This is a genomic window from uncultured Psychroserpens sp., assembly GCF_947492715.1.
Classification (GTDB): domain Bacteria; phylum Bacteroidota; class Bacteroidia; order Flavobacteriales; family Flavobacteriaceae; genus Psychroserpens.
Window position 1 is genome coordinate 111,698 of sequence record NZ_CANLNS010000003.1, and the last position, 18,062, is coordinate 129,759.

Sequence of the window (18,062 nt, forward strand, 5' to 3'; positions counted from 1 at the left end):
TTGATACTATCAAAACTACTTACTTTTTACGATTCTGCAAAATAAATTAGCCGTATGACCTTATAATTAACATTAATTACAATTTAGTTGATCATTATTTCTTTTAATCATTTCGCAAAAAAAGAAATATAAGTACTTTTGTCAGTCATAAAGCAAAAACAATACCAAAGCATGGACATTCCATCAAAATATTCAGCGCAAACAGTAGAAAGTAAATGGTACGACTACTGGATGACACATAATTACTTTCATTCAACACCAGATGATAGAGAACCCTATACCATTGTAATTCCGCCACCAAATGTGACTGGGGTCTTACATATGGGACATATGCTTAATAATACTATCCAAGATGTATTAATTCGTAGGGCACGACTTAAAGGAAAAAATGCTTGCTGGGTGCCAGGAACAGATCATGCCTCTATTGCTACTGAAGCAAAAGTGGTGGCAAAGTTGAAGGCTCAAGGAATAGATAAAAATGATTTATCTAGAGAAGAGTTTTTGAAGCACGCATGGGAATGGACAGAAGAATATGGCGGCGTAATTCTTGAGCAACTAAAGAAATTAGGATGCTCATGTGATTGGGATCGTACTAAGTTCACAATGGATGAGGATATGAGTGAAGCCGTAATTAAGGTATTTGTAGATTTATTTAACAAGGGCTTAATTTATAGAGGGTATCGTATGGTTAATTGGGACCCTGAAGCGCAAACGACATTGTCTGATGAAGAAGTGATACATGAAGAACGTACAGATAAATTATACTATGTGAAGTATAAAATTGAAGGCGAGAATGCGTATGTGACAATTGCCACAACGAGACCAGAAACCATTTTAGGTGATACGGCCGTGTGTATTAATCCAGACGATGAACGTTTTACGCACCTAAAAGGGAAAAAGGTAATTGTTCCTTTATGTGATAGAGTAATTCCAATTATAGAAGATGATTATGTTGATATAGAGTTTGGAACAGGATGCTTAAAAGTAACACCAGCCCATGATGTTAATGATAAAGACATTGGAGATAGACATAATCTAGACGTTATAGATGTCCTAAATCCTGATGGTTCCATGAATAGTTTTGGGTTGCATCATGAAGGCAAAGATCGCGTAATAGCAAGAAAAGATGTTGCCAAGGAACTTGAAGACATGGGATTGTTGGTGAAAACTGAGAGCATTGTACATAATGTAGGTACATCTGAACGTACGAAAGCGGTTATAGAACCTCGTCTAAGTGATCAATGGTTTTTAAAAATGGAAGATTTAGCAAAACCTGCTTTAGATGCGGTACTAACTAATGGAGAGGTTAAACTATTTCCAAAGAAATTTGAAAATACATATCGTCATTGGATGGAAAATATTCGTGATTGGAATATTTCACGTCAGTTAAGATGGGGACAACAAATTCCAGCCTATTATTATGGAGACGGAAAAGAAGATTTTGTTGTGGCTCAAAACCTCACAGAAGCCGTTGAACTTGCTCGTGAAAAAACATCTAACTCAGAGTTAAAAGCGTCTGATTTAACTCAAGAATCCGACGTTGTTGATACATGGTTTTCGGCTTGGTTATGGCCAATGAATGTTTTTGATGGTATTCGTAACCCAGAAAACGAAGAGATTAAATACTATTATCCAACCAATGACCTAGTGACAGGGCCAGACATTTTATTTTTCTGGGTCGCAAGGATGATTGTTGCAGGATATGAATATAAAGATTCTAGACCATTTGAAAATGTGTATCTAACAGGTTTAGTTAGAGATAAGCAACGCAGAAAAATGTCTAAATCTTTGGGTAATTCACCAGATGCTCTAAAGTTAATTGATGATTATGGTGCAGGAGGCGTGAGAGTAGGGCTATTGCTAAGTTCTGCAGCTGGAAATGACTTGATGTTTGATGAAGCACTTTGCCAACAAGGGAAGCAGTTTGCCAATAAAATATGGAATGCATTAAGATTAGTTAAAGGTTGGGAAGTAGACAATAGCATAAGTCAACCCAATTCTAATAGAATAGCTATAGAATGGTTTGAGTCGAAATTTCAAAAGGATTTAGTAGAAATAGAAGATCATTTTAGTAAATACCGTTTAAGTGACGCGTTAATGACTATTTATAAATTGGTATGGGACGATTTTTGTGGATCGTTTTTAGAAATGGTAAAGCCATCCTACCAGAAACCAATTGATGCCCAAACATTAGAAAAGGTTAATACGATTTTTGAGGAGGTATTGAAAATAGTACACCCATTTATGCCATTCCTAACAGAAGAGTTATGGCATTTTATCAAGGAGCGTTCACCAGAAGAAGCACTAATTGTTGCTAAATGGCCAGAAACTAAGTCAATTGATGAAGCTCTAATTTCTGAATTTGAATTTGCTTCTGAAGTGATCTCTGGTATCAGAAATATTAGAAAACAAAAGAATATTGCGTCTAAAGATGCTATTAAGTTTTCAGTAGTGAACAATGAAAATGCGACATCGACTTTTGATGAGGTTATCTTTAAAATGGGTAACCTAGAAAGTTTTAATTATGTAGAAGATTCTATTGAGGGCGCTTTAACCTTTAGAGTAAAATCTAACGAATATTTTATTCCAATGGAAGGCAGTATTGATGTTGAGGCAGAGATAAAGAAACTTACCGAGGAATTAAATTACACTGAAGGATTCTTAATATCAGTTCAGAAAAAATTATCGAATGAGCGTTTTGTAAATAATGCTCCAGAACAAGTAGTTGCTTCAGAAAAGAAAAAAGAAGCAGATGCTTTAGCTAAAATTGAAACTATTAAAGGTAGTTTAGCTAGTTTACAATAAGAAAATAGATATTTTATAAAAGAGAAAGAAGACCATTAGTTTAATGGTCTTTTTTTTTACCATTCGTTGATTTTATTACTATCTAACTTTACAAAAATGAATAGCAGGATAGTGAAGCCCCAAAGTCCGGAGCCACCATAACTAAAAAAAGGCAAGGGAATTCCAACAGTAGGAATTAGTCCCATAACCATTCCTGTGTTAATTGTAAAATGAATAAAGAATACAGATGCTACACCATAGCCATATACGCGGCTAAATTGTGACTTTTGCGATTCGGCTAAGTATAGTATTCTTATAATTAAAGCCATAAATAATATAACCACCATTGTACTACCTAAAAACCCCCATTCTTCACCAACAGTACTGAAAATATAATCTGTTTCTTGCTCTGGCACAAACTTTCCCTTCGTTCTGGTACCTTGTAAAAAGCCTTTACCAAATACACCACCAGAACTGATAGCTTCCTCAGACTGAATGAGGTTATAAGCCTCTTCTTTTTTCATTTTTTCAAGCAAGACAGGATCTTTTTCCAATCGTAACCATAGACTAATTCTGTTTTGCTGATGTGGTTGTAACACGTGGTTATAGAATAGTTTTACACCAGCCGAAAACGAAACACACACCAAAAGAATAATGACAGATTGTACGATAGAAACACGTTTTTTTCTTCTGAAAAAGTAAATAGCAACGAGAACAATAGCAGCTACTATAGTTGTTGCAATCAATCCGAATTTTAAAGCTAAAACCGCCAAAATAATGGTTGATAGGGCGATGATTAAATAGATTTGTTGCAAGCCTTCTCTATAAAACACAAAAAAGAACGATGCATAAACTAGTGTGCTTCCCGCATCATTTTGTAGTAAAATTAAAACTGCTGGAACTATTATGATGGCAACCGCTCTAAGTTGATCTTTTAAGGTGTTCATATTGGTTTGAAGATCACTCATATATTTAGCCAATGCTAAGGCAGTTGCAAATTTTGCAAACTCACTGGGCTGAATAGTCATGCTACCTATACCGTACCAAGATCGTGCTCCATTAACATCTTTTCCGAAAATAAAAAGTCCCACTAGCGCGAGCATGGCTGTTATGTAAATGATACTTGCAAAACGCTCATAAAATTTAGCTTCTAAAGAGAGTATTATGACAATTAAAACTAAAGTAAGACCAATAAAAACAAGATGTTTTCCGTAAAGTTGGCTCATGTCGAAATAGCTAACGATTTCACCTTCATGTGATGCTGATAAGATGTTTAGCCATCCAAAACCAACCAGTAGTAAAAATAAAACAATGGTAATCCAGTCAAATCTAAAACCTCTGTGATTTTCTCTATACATTAGTTTGGATTTGGACGGTTTGCATGTATCTTAATAGAATTGTTGAGGTCATCATTTTGCGGTTTTTCAACCTTGTCTATGACCTGTAGGGTGGTTTCTCCATTAATCTTAAAGGGCTCCCCAGAATAAGGTTTTGCATATTCATTTTCCAAACTATGGGTGAGAATCCAGTTTTCCATATCGGTTCTAGTAATTTCACCTTTAATATATTTTTCAATCATTAAACTAGCCATTCTTCCAGCAAAACGACTTCCCCAATACCCATTTTCAACAAATACGGCTATAGCAATTTTTGGATTGTCTTTAGGAGCAAACGCCACAAAAATTGAATGATCGGTCAATTGCGTTTTAACACTATCAATTTTCACAAAATTTTCAGCAGTTCCCGTCTTCCCGCAGATGTCAATGCCAGGAATTCTGAGAGTTGCTGCAGTTCCTTTGTTATACACATCAAACATACCTTGCACAACAGGCTCGAAATGTCTCTTGTCAATGGTAGTGTATTTTGGAGTTGTATATTTAGAATCAATCGTTTCTCCTTCAATTTTTTTAATAATATGTGGTGTGTAATAGTATCCACGATTGCCAATAGCAGCAGCCATATTTGCTAATTGAATAGGAGTTGCTTCTACTTCACCTTGACCAATGGCGTTAGATACAATATAGGTTGAACCCCAACGATTGTCACCATAAGCGCGGTCATAATAGTCTCCGTCTGGAATTCTACCTGGTCTACCAACTGACAAATCGTTGTTTAAAAAATCACCTAAACCAAAGCTTTTGGCGTGATTTGCCCAAATATTCATGGCGTTTCCAGCGTCATCATAATTATCTATAATCCTTCGGTATACATTCACAAAATAGGCGTTGCAAGACTGTGCAATTCCATCGTTCATGTCTACAGGACTTTTATGGTGATGGCAACCTGTGAGCCTTCTATTTCCATAGTAATAGCCCATTCTGCAGGACACCTTATCGTTTGTGTCAACGACGCCCTCTTGTAAGGCGATGAGTGCATTAATGACTTTAAAAGGAGAGCCTGGAGGATATTGTGCTTGTAAGCCTCTATCAAAAGTTGGTTTAGAAATAGAATCTAAAAACAATTTCGAGAAATTTTTATTTCGCTCACGACCTACAAGTAAATTTGGGTTATAACTAGGGCCTGTAACCATAGCTAAAATTTCACCATTACTCGGGTCAATAGCAACAATTCCACCACGTTTATTGGTCATTAATAACTCGCCATATTCCTGTAACGCCGAGTCAATGGTGATTGTAATGTCTTTTCCTGGCTTAGGCAAGGTATCGTAACGCCCCTCTTTAAACGGACCTATATTTTTGTTGAATCGATCTTTTTGAATGAACTTTGTTCCCTTTACGCCTCTCAAAGTATTCTCATAAGATAGTTCAATGCCTTGTTTACCAATAAGGTCACCCATTTTATAATAGGGTTGTTTCTCAATAATACGACGATTAACCTCTCCAATGTCGCCTAGAACATTTGCTCCAATTGAAGTTCTATAGTCACGTAAAAAACGTTTTTGAATATAGAAGCCTTTAAATTTTCGCATCTTTTCTTGAAGGACAGCATAATCTGTTTTGGAGAGTTGAGGTACAAATACCGAAGGTAATCTTGGAGAGTAATTTTTTGATTTAGCGAAAGTTTTTTTAAAATCTTCCTTGGTGATTTTTAGTAAACTGCAAAATTCTAAAGTGTCTAAAGGTTCTACTTCCCTTGGGATAATCATGACATCATAAGAGGGCTGATTAGCAACTAAAAGTTTTCCATTCCTGTCATAAACGTAACCACGTTTAGGGTAGTCGTATACTTTTCTAATAGCATTGTCGTCTAATAGACTATAGCTTTTGTTATTGTATACTTGTAAATAAAACAAGCGTGCAATAAAAACTAGTCCAACAGTAACTACTGTTAATAAAAGTAGAAGTTTTCTCATCGTTGTTTGCTACTAAAAAGTACAGAAATTAATACACAAAGGATAATCGTAAAGATACTTGAAAATAACGTCTTCTCTAATATTAAAATTATGTTCGAAATGTTAAAAATCTCCAATGAGAACATAATAAAATGATGTATGACGATTAAAATAGAAAAGTAAATTAATCGGTTACCAAATTCGGTATTGTTGAATTTGATACTTTGGTGTTCGTATATCATTCCAAATGCAAATTTCAATACAGCAGGTCTTATAAAAGCAATAGTAACGCATGCAGCTGCATTAACCCCTCCAGAATCTGAAAAAATGTCAACAAATAATCCCAGCATAAAGCTCATAAAAATAAAAAGTAGCCGATTATTGTTAACTGGGAATAATAAAATGAAAAGTACGTATGGATATGGATTGATGTAACCCATAAAATTAATATTGCTGAATATTAATACTTGTGCTAAGATGAGCACAACAAATCTAACGATGCTATTAAAATTTAGACTATTCATCAATTGGGTTTTCTAAACGATTGATTTCTTCCGCATCTAAATTTTCAATAATATAAACATGAGAAAGATTGGTCATGTCATTGAATAATTTCACATTTATGGTATAGGTGTCTCCGCTAATATCTAAGTCAAATCCGTCTATAGTGCCTATTGGAATGCCCTTTGGAAATATAGACGATTTTCCTCCCGTAACGATGGTGTCGCCCTCTCTAACTGGAGCAAACTTTGAAATATCTGTTAATTGAACTATGGATGCTAGTTTACCATCCCATTTTAAAGACCCAAAATGATTTGAAGTTTTGAGTTGAGCATTAATACGGCTTTTCGTATTTAATATAGATAGTACACGTGCATAACCGTTAGATGTGTTGTCTATGATTCCTACAATTCCTCTTGAAGTCACCACACCAAGGTCTTCACTTATGCTATCTTGTTCTCCTTTGTTTATAGTGAGATAATTCTTTGACGATGCATAATTATTATTAATTATTCTTGCCGACTGTAATTTATATCTACCAGCATATGACGTGCTGTCAATAATTGATTTGGTTGTAGAATCACCATCGTTAAAAACCTGAGAACGAAGTCTGTTGTTTTCTTCAATGAGTATGTCGTTCTGTTTTTTAAGGTTAAAGTAACTTGAAATACCGTTTGCTTTGTCATAAATACCACCCGTTATAAAGTTGGCAGAATTAATGAATTTACTTTTGTGATAAGAATGTGATTGAATGGTGAGAGCCAAAGAAATACCGAACAACAATAGAAACAAAAGGGAGGTTTTGTTTCTAATGACAAAGTTGATAATTTGTTGCATGCGATGTAGGTATTCTAAGTTATTTTATCAATACACTTTTAAATTTAGCAAGATTCTTAAGTGTGATTCCCGTGCCTCTTACAACCGCTCTTAGCGGGTCTTCAGCAATATATACAGGTAAGTCAGTCTTTTGCGATAATCGTTTGTCTAAGCCTCTTAGCATGGATCCACCTCCCGCTAAATAGATACCCGTATTGTAAATATCGGCAGCTAATTCTGGTGGTGTTTGTGAGAGGGTTTCCATCACAGAATCTTCAATTCTTAAGATGGATTTGTCTAAAGCTTTTGCAATTTCACGATATGAAATTTGAACTTGTTTTGGCTTTCCTGTTAGTAGATCACGTCCTTGAACGCTCATTTCTTCTGGCGGAAGGTCAAGATCTTCTGTAGCAGCACCAATTTGAATTTTAATTTTTTCAGCAGTGCGATCACCTACGTAAAGGTTGTGTTGCGTGCGCATGTAGTAAATAATATCATTGGTAAACACATCACCAGCAACTTTTACAGATTTGTCACAAACAATACCACCTAAAGCAATAACAGCAATTTCAGTAGTACCACCTCCAATATCAACAATCATGTTTCCTTTTGGTTGCATAATATCAATACCAATACCAATAGCAGCAGCCATTGGTTCATGAATTAAATACACTTCTTTACCATTTACACGCTCACAAGATTCTTTTACAGCACGCATTTCTACTTCTGTAATACCTGATGGAATACATACTACCATACGAAGGGCAGGTGTAAATAATTTCTTTTTTAAAGCAGGAATATTTTTAATAAACATACTTATCATTTGCTCTGATGCATCAAAATCGGCAATCACCCCATCCTTGAGTGGTCTAATTGTTTTGATGTTTTCGTGTGTTTTACCTTGCATCATGTTGGCTTCTTTACCAACGGCAATGATTTTGCCTGAAATTCGGTCTCTAGCAACAATTGACGGACTATCAACTACAACTTTGTCGTTGTGGATGATAAGTGTGTTTGCGGTACCTAAATCTATGGCTATTTCTTCGGTTAAGAAATCAAAAAATCCCATTCGTTATTCTAATATTATGAGGTCGTTATTGTACTAATTTTTTGGCGTGTTGTAAATGTAATAAAACTTACGAAATATTTGTTGTTTATTTCAATTTCAATTTATATGAAAGTTAAGCGCTTTACTTTTTATAGTTAAACGTTTGGTTTTAACTTTTGGACTTTTCAAATTGAAAAAAAATATTGAATTAAACGTCCTCCTAAAAAGACACTTTAATGTTTAAAATGTCGTGTGCCAGTCATCACCATGGCAACATCGTGTTCATTGCAATAATCGATAGTTAATTGATCTTTAATAGAACCTCCAGGTTGTATCACAGCAGTGATGCCTGCATTATCGGCAATTTCTACGCAATCAGGAAATGGGAAAAATGCATCACTTGCCATAACCGCACCTTTTAAATCAAAATTAAATGACTGTGCCTTATGAATGGCTTGATTAAGAGCATCAACACGGCTAGTTTGTCCTGTTCCACTAGCACATAGCTGCTTATCTTTCACCAAGACAATGGTATTAGATTTGGTGTGCTTGCAAATTTTTGAAGCAAATATTAAATCGTCCAACTCACTTTGAGACGGTTGCGTGTTAGTAGCATGAGATAAATCGGCAACATTATCCGTTTTGTTGTCTTTGTCTTGTACCAAAACACCATTTAAGCAAGTTCTTACTGTCATTTCTGAAAAACCAACATCATGTAAGATTAATAAAATTCGATTCTTCTTTCCTTTTAAGATATCTAAGGCTTCGTCTGAAAATGAAGGCGCAATAACCACTTCGCAAAATAGAGAATGTATAGCTTCTGCAGTTGATTTGTCAATTTCTGTGTTGGCAATCAAAATACCTCCAAATGCAGATACAGGGTCGCCCGCTAATGCATCAACATAAGCTTGATGAATTGAGTCACGTTGTGCAAAGCCGCAAGCGTTGTTATGTTTAAGAATGGCAAATGTTGGCGCTTCGTTTTTAAATTCGTTCATGAGGTTAACAGCAGCGTCAACATCTAAAAGATTGTTATAGCTCAGCTCTTTTCCGTGGAGTTTAGTAAATATATCATCAAAATTTCCGAAGAAAAAACCACGTTGATGCGGGTTTTCCCCATAACGCAATACTTTACCATTTGTTTCACTTATTTTAAGAGAAGCGATGCTATGATCTGCATTAAAATAATTGAAAATTGCAGCGTCATAATGAGACGACACATTGAAGGCTTTTGCTGCAAATTGTTTTCTGTCTGCTTCAGAAGTATCTCCATTTTGCGATTTTAGCAATGTTAAAAATTCGGCATAATCATCTACTGAAGAGACGCAAATCACGTCGGCGTAATTTTTTGCTGCAGCCCTAATAAGAGAAATCCCACCAATATCAATTTTTTCAATAATGTCTTGATTAGATGCGCCAGAAGCTACGGTCTTTTCAAAAGGATATAAATCAACAATCACCAAATCGATTTGAGGAATATCAAAATCAACTAATTCTGCAACATCACTTTCGTTATTTTGTCTGTTTAAAATGCCTCCGAATACCTTAGGGTGAAGTGTTTTTACTCGCCCGCCAAGAATAGAAGGATAAGAGGTAATGTCTTCAACAGGAACGACATCGATACCTAAATCCTTTATGAATTTTTCTGTGCCTCCTGTAGAATAAATAGTTACATTTTGTTGGTCAAGTTGTTTGACAATAGGTTCTAATCCGTCTTTACTAAAAACCGAAATTAAAGCCGATTTAATGGTTTTGTTGTTGCTCATTGCTGTGTTGTTGTCGTTGTGTTTCGAGAATTTCTCGAAGTTGTGAAAAATTAAAGCCCAAAAATACGTAATATCACGAGTTAATGTAAATTGAAATCACAGTTTATTTAAGTTTTTTGTAACAATAAATTGTTGAAAACGTCCTATCTTTATAATCGTTGAAAACTAAACCAATCTCATGCTCGTTTATTTAAGGTTATTCAAAGAAAGTTTTTCGTTTGCAATTAATGCATTGCGCAATAATAAGCTACGTACATTTTTATCCCTTTTAGGTATTACGATAGGGATTTTTTCAATTATAGCTGTACTTGCAGCTGTAGATTCTTTAGATAAGAGTATTAAAGATCAACTTAGTGGTTTAGATAAAAACACAATGTACCTTACCAAATATTCTTTTGGACCTACGGAAGTACCAAGATGGCAAAGAGAGAATTTCCCGCAAACCGAACATGATGATTATCAATTTATAGAGCGAAATGTGCCAGATATTGATGCTATTGCGTATGTGATTTTTGGGAGTTCTGAAAATATAAAATATGAAGGAACAACAGTTACAGGAGTAGATGTTACACCAATATCTGATGGGATTTATGAAATTGAGAATTTGAAGATATCTGAAGGTCGTTTTTATTCTGAAGCCGAATCTAATTCTGGAGCTAATGTAATGGTTGTTGGTAGTGCTACAGCTGAAAATCTTTTTGGAACTACAAATCCTATTGGAAAAACGGTTCGTGCTTATGGACGAAAGATGACTGTGATTGGTGTATTGAAGAAAGTTGGAACAGGATTGGGAGACTCTCCTGATGAAAAAGCTTATGTGCCTGCTAATTTTGTACGACGATTTAAAAATGGAGGTGCCAGCGGTCTTCCAGGAGCTGTTATTATTAAACCTGTTAAAGGTGTTGATATGGGAGCTTTCGAAGCTGTTTTAAAACAAAAGTATCGCGCATATAGAGGTTTAAAAGCTGATGAGCCAGATAATTTTTTTATTAATAAAATATCTGGATTTACTGCATTTATTGATGGTATCATTGCCACCTTAAATATGATCGGATGGATTATAAGTGGCTTCTCACTCTTAGTTGGAGGTTTTGGTATTGCTAATATTATGTTTGTTAGCGTTCGCGAACGTACAAACCTGATTGGAATTCAGAAGTCATTAGGTGCCAAAAACAAATTTATAATGTTTCAGTTTTTATTTGAGGCAGTTATCTTATCTGTTTTAGGAGGTTTAATAGGCATTATAATGGTGTGGTTAATTTCTTTAATAGCTACAGCAGCCTTAGATTTTGATTTTGTGCTGTCGTTTTCTAATATATTCTTAGGGTTTTCTCTGTCTACATTTATTGGCTTAATCTCTGGTGTAATACCTGCAATTACAGCTTCAAGATTAGATCCAGTTGAAGCTATTAGAACAGGAATGTAACTTAAACCAATTAATAATATGTCTATGTCTCGCAGTTATTCTCGAAAAGGATTTTGGTGGTATTTTCTTAGAGTGACACTTTTAACAATAGCTTTTTTTATAGCGGTTATGTTATTAAGTGATTTTAACTATGGTATTAACAAAACTGTAGGTTGGGCATGGGATATGTCTAACTATAAATTTTGGATAGGTGTGTTTTTATATCTTGCAGCTGCCGTTGGTTTTCTGTCTTTAATAACTGCATTAGTTATGAAAATAGCTAGGTTTAACGAGCAGGCTTAATTACAAAATTGCTGAAACTTTCTTACAAACAAACTCTAAAAAACGTTCATCCTTTTCAGTAAAAGGGTCTGGTGTATTAGAATCGATATCTATTTGTCCTATGTTTTCGCCATTTACAAAAATAGGAATAACGATTTCAGCTTTAACAGTGATACTACAAGCAATATAATTGTCTTGTGCTGCAACATCTGGTACAACAAAGTTTTCATTTGAAACAGCAACTTGACCACAAATCCCTTTTCCGAAAGGAATAATGATATGATCTGTAGGTTCACCAACATAGGGACCTAACTTTAATTCGTTTTTATCTCCATTTTTAAAATAAAAACCAACCCAGTTATAATAATCTATGTGATTTTCAAGAAGTTCGCATACACTTAATAGTCTTTCGTCAACAGTTTGTGTAGTGTTAGAAAGTATAGTTTCAACTTGAGGTTTTAGGGTTTCAAATGTCATAGGTTTCAAAAATTTTGGTAAAAGTATTTAAAAAGTGCTATTTCTAGATTCATTTTGTATAATTTTAACTCTCAATGAAAGCACTTCTTGTAAAATATAAGTCGGTCGTCAAATTTATACTGACCTTTCTTTCGGTATATTTTGTGCTCACATTAGCCTATAAATATTATTTAGATTTCTCTGATGGTTCGAAATACTATCCAGATTATATGACCAATCTAGTAGCTCAACAAAGTGAATCTCTTCTCAATACGTTTGGCTATGAAACGGTTCTTAAACCACATGAAAATGAGCTTTCAATGAAATTGATAGTAAGAGGAAAATTTGTAGCTAGAGTTGTAGAAGGTTGTAATTCAATAAGTGTGGTCATTATGTTTATTTCGTTTATAATTGCGTTTGCAGGAACGTTTAAGTCAACATTCATTTATATTCTGGCGGGAAGCGCATTAATCTATTCTGTGAATTTATTTCGAATAGCCATCCTCTCTATTGGGTTGTATAATTATCCCTGGCGGGAAGATTTTTTGCATCATGTAATTTTTCCGTTGATTATTTATGGTATGGTCTTTTTGCTTTGGATGTTTTGGGTCAAGCGTTTTTCAAAAATTAAAAAAAAGGAATTAAATGCGTAAACCTCTAACGTACATAGCACTCATAGTACTTTTTGGGTTGTTGGTTCTTATCCGTCTATTTGAAAATGAGCTGTTTTATGATCCTTATTTGTTGTTTTTTAAAAGTGATTATTTACATATGGACTATCCTCGACGAGAAGTTTTAAAATTATCACTCTTTACCACCTTAAGGTTTGTTTTAAATACGGTGATTTCATTAGGAATTATATTTTTATTTTTTAGAGATAAATCTATTGTAAAGTTTTCGGTTCTAGTCTATGGAGTGGCGTATCTCATTTTAATGATTTTCTTTCTTTATTTTGTAATTAACCCTAGACAAGAAGATTATTACTTGTTCTTTAATTTTAGACGGTTCTTAATTCAACCTATACTCTTATTGCTGTTAGTACCTGCATTTTATTACTATAAACTCAAACAATAATTTGTTAATCAATACTTAATCTGTTTAGGTCTTAGTTCTTTTTTTATAACTTTGCGATATGTTAAAGCAAGTTTTGCATAGAATAAGCTCAGTAATAATGGCAATGCTGTTATTGTTTTCTACAGTATCTTTTACGGTGGAAAAGCATTTTTGTGGAGATGTTTTAATAGATGTTGCTGTTTTTAGTGATGTTCATAAATGTGGTTTAGAACTTGACGATTCGCAGCAAACTAATGTTGTTAAGAAATCTTGTTGCAAAGACACGCTTGAAATTGTTGAAGGTCAAGACGAATTAACCGTTAAAACATTTGATGATTTAGATGTTAACCAACAACAGTTCTTAACAGCTTATACTTATAGTTTTAATAGTCTGTTTGAAGTATTGCCAAAACAGATTATACCTCATAATCATTATCGACCTCCTAACTTGATTGTAGATGTACAGATTCTCGATCAGGTATTCTTAATTTGATATAATCACATAGTTTTAAACTTCTTAATGACTAAAATTTTCGTTTAGTCGATTATTCATTATATCAAATACAAAATACGATGACACATACATATATAGTTACAGGTATGACCTGTAACGGATGTAAAACTTCGGTTGAAAAGACTTTAAGAGGCATAGAAAACGTCACTGATGTTTCTGTGGATTTAGAAACGTCTGAAGTTAACATTGTAATGTCAAAGCACATTGCTTTAGATACTTTAAGCCGAACTTTACCAAAAAAATATTCGATTTCAGAAAAAGAAATCAAAAACGCTTTTCATTCAGTTTCCCAAGAGAGTATTGGAGAGAAGAGCGAGTTAAGACAGTTACTTCCATTATTTTTAATTTTTGGTTACATCATGGTAGCCTCATTTCTTCTAAATAATAAACCATGGGATTTGGAAGGATTTATGTTTGATTTTATGGGGTTATTCTATATCGTTTTCAGTTTTTTTAAACTACTGGATTTAAAAGGTTTTCCTGATAGCTTTAGAATGTACGACCCGTTAGCAAAGGCTGTTCCAGTCTATGCCTGGATCTATCCATTTATTGAAACGGCTTTGGGATTAATGCTTTTAATGCGATTTCAAACTACTGCGGCACTAGTGCTTACTTTAGTTGTTTTAGGAATAACAACCATTGGCGTTACTAAAACCCTATTAGATAAGAAGTCAATTCAATGCGCTTGTCTTGGAACAGCTTTAAAACTCCCTATGACAAAAGCAACATTTATTGAAAATAGTATTATGATTGTTATGGCAATCATTATGCTTTTAAAAATCTATAATTAAAATGAAAAAGAAATTAATAATTATACTATTAATACTTCCATTGGTTTCCTTTTCTCAGGAAAAAATAGAAGGTATTATAACTGAAGCATCATCGGGAAATGAAACGTTTCCTTTAGCTGGAGCAAATGTGTTTTGGCTCAATACATCTGTTGGCGCAGTAACCGATATTGAAGGAAAATTTAGTATCCCGTATCAACCAAGTTATAAAAAACTTGTAATTAGTTATGTTGGTTTTAAGACAGATACGTTAACCATTACTAAGCCTAGGTATATTGAGCATTTACTAGAAGCTACGAGTGATTTGGATGAAATTACCTTGATAGCACGAAAACAGTCGACCACAAAATCGTATTTGAGTGCACAAAATATAACAACAGTGAGTAGTGATGAACTGCTTAAAGCGGCCTGTTGTAATCTATCTGAAAGTTTCGAAACCAACCCATCTATTGATGTGAACTTCTCTGATGCCGTAACAGGAACAAGACAAATTAAAATGTTAGGATTAACAAGTAAATACATTTTAATTACTACTGAGAATATTCCGTCTATTCGTGGAGCTTCGCAAGCCTTTGGATTAAGTTTTATCCCAGGTACATGGGTTGAAAGTATTCAAATTACCAAAGGAGCGGGAAGTGTTGTTAATGGTTTTGAGAGTATTGCTGGTCAAATTAATGCCGAGCTTCAAAAGCCATCTACAGATGATAAACTTTTTGTTAATCTTTATGGTTCTGTAAACGGTAGATTAGAGTTAAATACCCATATTAATACAAAAGTAGATGATAAGTGGAGTACAGGCTTATATGTACATGGCAATTTAAGAGACAAAAGATTTGATAAAAATAACGACGGCTTTTTGGATGTTCCGTTAAAAAAACAAATCAATGTCATGAACCGTTGGCAATATACTAACCCTGAAAAAGGATTAGTAAGTTTTATTAACTTACGTTACTTAAATGATAATAATCAAGCCGGTCAGCTAGACTTCAATCCAGATACTGATAAATTAACCACGAATGCTTGGGGAAGTGAGATTGATACTGAACGTATTGAAATGTCTGCTAAGTTAGGATATGTTAATCCAGAAGTTCCTTGGCAAAGTTTAGGTGTCCAGTTTGCATTTAGTTCGCATAATCAAGGCTCGTATTTCGGATTGAATAGATATGACATTAATCATAATAGCATCTATTCTAATGTCATCTATAACTCTATTATTAGTGATTCACGCCATAAAATAAAAACCGGACTTGGATTTACTTATGACCATTATGATGAGTTTGCTTTAAATACTAATTTTGAACGCAGTGAGCGTTCGGCAGGTGCTTTTTTTGAATATGCTTATGATGACCTAGATAAGCTAACTTTAACAGTAGGATTACGTTTCGATACGCATAATTTATTGGGTGAATTTATCACACCGCGTTTACATGCACGTTACACACCTTGGGAAAAATCGGCTTTAAGAGCATCAATTGGAAGAGGAAAACGTAGCGCTAATATCTTTGCTGAAAATCAAAACATCTTTGCAACGTCTCGAACCATTGGTATTTTGGATACTGGAGGAAGCATTTATGGGTTAGACCCTGAAATAGCTTGGAATTATGGAATTTCATACCTACAAGGCTTTAATCTCTTTGGAAGAAAAGCCGATGTGACCTTAGATTTCTACAGAACTGATTTTAAAAATCAAGTAGTAATTGATTGGGAAAATCCGCAACAAGTAAATTTCTATAACCTTGAAGGTGATAGTTATGCCAATAGCCTTCAGATTGAATTGAACTATAATATATTTGAGCATGTCGATTTAAGAACTGCTTATAAGTACTATGATGTTAAAACAGATTATTTATCAGGGAAATTATCAAAACCGTTAATTCCTAAGCATCGCTTTTTTGCAAATGCATCTTACGAAACACCTCTAGAGGAAGGTGAATCGGCACGTTGGAAATTTGATGTAACTTATAATTGGCTAAGTGAACAGCGCTTTGCGTCTACAGCATCAAACCCCGAAGCATATAGACTGCCAGAAGAATCACCTACAATAGGAACGCTAAATGCACAAGTAACCAAAGTGTTTTCTCCAAAATTTGAAGTATATTTAGGGGGTGAAAATATCACGAATGTAAGACAGAGTAATCCTATTTTAGGTGCCGACGACCCTTTTGGACCAAATTTTGATACTACTTTTGTATATGGTCCAATTTTTGGAAGTATGTATTACGCAGGATTACGATTTAAAATTAAATAACAATTAAAATGAAAAAAATATTAATGATATGTGCTGTGCTTGTAACAACAGTAACATTTGCACAAAATAAAAATGCAAAGGCTTCTCTTGAAGTAGATGGTGTATGTATGATGTGTAAAGATCGTATTGAAAAGGCAGCTATTAGAACAAAGGGCGTTAAATCTGCCATTTGGAATGTAAAAACTCATGAGCTTAAGTTGATTTTTGATGAACGAAAAACCAACTTAGAAACAATAAGCAAAAAAATTGCTGCTGTTGGACATGATACTAAAGATTTGAAAGCAACAGATGAGGCTTACGCTTCAGTTCATCCTTGTTGTAAATATAGAGATAAAGAAATCGTTGATGATCACGATAATTAAAAAAAAAAGCCCGAATGAAGATTCGGGCTTTGTTTTTTAGTTTAAAATTTTCAAGATACTATCACAGCTTGAAATACCACGTTGTGTCGCTGCTTTCTTTATCATAAAAGAACCACGAATACTTTGCATGATGTTTTTAAGAAGTTTTTCATCAGTAAATGGTGATTTACCTTCGCGTACCAAATCGTAATCTGTATTGTATATGAAATAGCGTCCCAAATAATCTTTATTGATAGCTTCTTGTCGTTGATAAGCCTTTAGAATATCTTTATATATGGCATAATGTTTTAAAATATCAGATTTTAATTTGAAGTCGTTCATTAATTTTAAATCACCAGAGTTAATCAATGTTTGATGCGTATAATCTTTTGGAGAAAAATTGCTGAGGTTAGCAACTTTATAAACGCCTTGCAATACCTCCCTTTTTTGAGCTTGGTTTGTTCCAAGAACGGAAATAAGTCCGCTGGAAATTTTTATTTTTTCATCAATCTCAGTAAGATTCGCTTCTAATTGTAATTTGTCGGTTTCTATGTCTTTTTTAAGATTGTTTATGTATTGCTCTTTTTGAGCATTATTGGCACTGGTCTCTCCCCATTTGTTCATGGCAAAAGCCAGAGAAATGCCTATAATAACAATAAGTATTTCGCCAAAGGCATATGTGAGTTGTTTTTTCATAACAGATTGATTTTCTTAAAACTAAGAAAATTAATCAAAAAAAGAGACTAACAAATCACTTCAAATAGTAAC

At 34.1% G+C, this 18,062-nt stretch carries 17 protein-coding genes; 10 read left to right on the forward strand and 7 right to left on the reverse strand.

Going from position 1 to position 18,062, the window contains the following annotated elements; all coding sequences use genetic code 11:
* Positions 1-171 precede the first annotated feature (171 nt).
* The gene (locus tag Q0787_RS09865) at positions 172-2,805 is read left to right on the forward strand and encodes a valine--tRNA ligase (RefSeq protein WP_298902384.1); all 2,634 of its coding nucleotides are present in this window, start codon (positions 172-174) and stop codon (positions 2,803-2,805) included.
* 56 nt (positions 2,806-2,861) lie between these two features.
* Here Q0787_RS09865 and rodA read toward each other — a convergent pair whose 3' ends face one another.
* Both rodA and mrdA read right to left on the reverse strand, forming a co-directional pair.
* The gene (rodA, locus tag Q0787_RS09870; protein ID WP_298902385.1) at positions 2,862-4,142 is read right to left on the reverse strand and encodes a rod shape-determining protein RodA; all 1,281 of its coding nucleotides are present in this window, start codon (positions 4,140-4,142) and stop codon (positions 2,862-2,864) included.
* Positions 4,142-6,097, reverse strand: a complete 1,956-nt coding sequence (mrdA, locus tag Q0787_RS09875; protein WP_298902387.1) for a penicillin-binding protein 2 — start codon at positions 6,095-6,097, stop codon at positions 4,142-4,144. The genes rodA and mrdA overlap by 1 nt, the downstream gene beginning before the upstream one ends.
* 189 nt (positions 6,098-6,286) lie before the next feature.
* Here mrdA and Q0787_RS19355 point away from each other — a divergent pair, with 189 nt between their 5' ends.
* A complete protein-coding gene (locus Q0787_RS19355) occupies positions 6,287-6,511 on the forward strand; it encodes a hypothetical protein (RefSeq protein ID WP_366915885.1) in 225 nt (74 codons plus the stop codon).
* A gap of 81 nt (positions 6,512-6,592) precedes the next feature.
* Here the strand turns inward: Q0787_RS19355 and mreC are convergent, their stop codons facing one another.
* From mreC to purH, 3 genes are all read right to left on the reverse strand, one after another.
* Positions 6,593-7,414: a rod shape-determining protein MreC gene (gene mreC / locus Q0787_RS09885; RefSeq protein WP_298902392.1), complete on the reverse strand. Its 822-nt coding sequence runs from the start codon at positions 7,412-7,414 to the stop codon at positions 6,593-6,595.
* 19 nt (positions 7,415-7,433) lie between these two features.
* Positions 7,434-8,462 (reverse strand): rod shape-determining protein, encoded by a 1,029-nt coding sequence (locus Q0787_RS09890; RefSeq protein WP_091423306.1) that lies wholly within the window; start codon positions 8,460-8,462, stop codon positions 7,434-7,436.
* A 212-nt stretch (positions 8,463-8,674) separates the two neighbouring features.
* Positions 8,675-10,207 (reverse strand): bifunctional phosphoribosylaminoimidazolecarboxamide formyltransferase/IMP cyclohydrolase, encoded by a 1,533-nt coding sequence (purH, locus tag Q0787_RS09895; RefSeq protein ID WP_298902400.1) that lies wholly within the window; start codon positions 10,205-10,207, stop codon positions 8,675-8,677.
* A 178-nt stretch (positions 10,208-10,385) separates the two neighbouring features.
* On the opposite strand from purH, the gene Q0787_RS09900 reads away from it, so the two are divergent.
* Together Q0787_RS09900 and Q0787_RS09905 are read left to right on the forward strand one after the other, a co-directional pair.
* Positions 10,386-11,633 (forward strand): ABC transporter permease, encoded by a 1,248-nt coding sequence (locus Q0787_RS09900; RefSeq protein WP_298902401.1) that lies wholly within the window; start codon positions 10,386-10,388, stop codon positions 11,631-11,633.
* Positions 11,634-11,651: 18 nt separating this feature from the next.
* A complete protein-coding gene (locus Q0787_RS09905) occupies positions 11,652-11,915 on the forward strand; it encodes a hypothetical protein (RefSeq protein ID WP_298902402.1) in 264 nt (87 codons plus the stop codon).
* Here the strand turns inward: Q0787_RS09905 and Q0787_RS09910 are convergent, their stop codons facing one another.
* Positions 11,916-12,371, reverse strand: coding sequence for a GAF domain-containing protein (locus Q0787_RS09910; protein WP_298902404.1), 456 nt, complete (start codon positions 12,369-12,371; stop codon positions 11,916-11,918).
* A gap of 74 nt (positions 12,372-12,445) precedes the next feature.
* Here Q0787_RS09910 and xrtF point away from each other — a divergent pair, with 74 nt between their 5' ends.
* The 6 genes from xrtF to Q0787_RS09940 all read left to right on the forward strand — a co-directional run bounded on the left by xrtF (position 12,446) and on the right by Q0787_RS09940 (position 17,315).
* Positions 12,446-13,003: an exosortase family protein XrtF gene (xrtF, locus tag Q0787_RS09915; RefSeq protein WP_298902406.1), complete on the forward strand. Its 558-nt coding sequence runs from the start codon at positions 12,446-12,448 to the stop codon at positions 13,001-13,003.
* Positions 12,996-13,424, forward strand: a complete 429-nt coding sequence (locus tag Q0787_RS09920) for an exosortase F system-associated protein (RefSeq protein ID WP_298902407.1) — start codon at positions 12,996-12,998, stop codon at positions 13,422-13,424. Before xrtF ends, Q0787_RS09920 begins: the two co-directional genes overlap by 8 nt.
* A 58-nt stretch (positions 13,425-13,482) precedes the next feature.
* Positions 13,483-13,896, forward strand: a complete 414-nt coding sequence (locus Q0787_RS09925) for a hypothetical protein (protein ID WP_298902409.1) — start codon at positions 13,483-13,485, stop codon at positions 13,894-13,896.
* A gap of 80 nt (positions 13,897-13,976) precedes the next feature.
* Positions 13,977-14,708, forward strand: coding sequence for a MauE/DoxX family redox-associated membrane protein (locus Q0787_RS09930; RefSeq protein ID WP_298902410.1), 732 nt, complete (start codon positions 13,977-13,979; stop codon positions 14,706-14,708).
* Position 14,709: 1 nt separating this feature from the next.
* Positions 14,710-16,953, forward strand: a complete 2,244-nt coding sequence (locus Q0787_RS09935) for a TonB-dependent receptor (protein ID WP_298902411.1) — start codon at positions 14,710-14,712, stop codon at positions 16,951-16,953.
* A gap of 8 nt (positions 16,954-16,961) precedes the next feature.
* Positions 16,962-17,315 (forward strand): heavy-metal-associated domain-containing protein, encoded by a 354-nt coding sequence (locus Q0787_RS09940; protein WP_298902412.1) that lies wholly within the window; start codon positions 16,962-16,964, stop codon positions 17,313-17,315.
* Positions 17,316-17,351: 36 nt separating this feature from the next.
* Here Q0787_RS09940 and Q0787_RS09945 read toward each other — a convergent pair whose 3' ends face one another.
* On the reverse strand, positions 17,352-17,990 hold the full coding sequence (locus Q0787_RS09945; RefSeq protein WP_298902413.1) for a DUF6090 family protein: 639 nt from the start codon (positions 17,988-17,990) through the stop codon (positions 17,352-17,354).
* Positions 17,991-18,062: the final 72 nt, after the last annotated feature.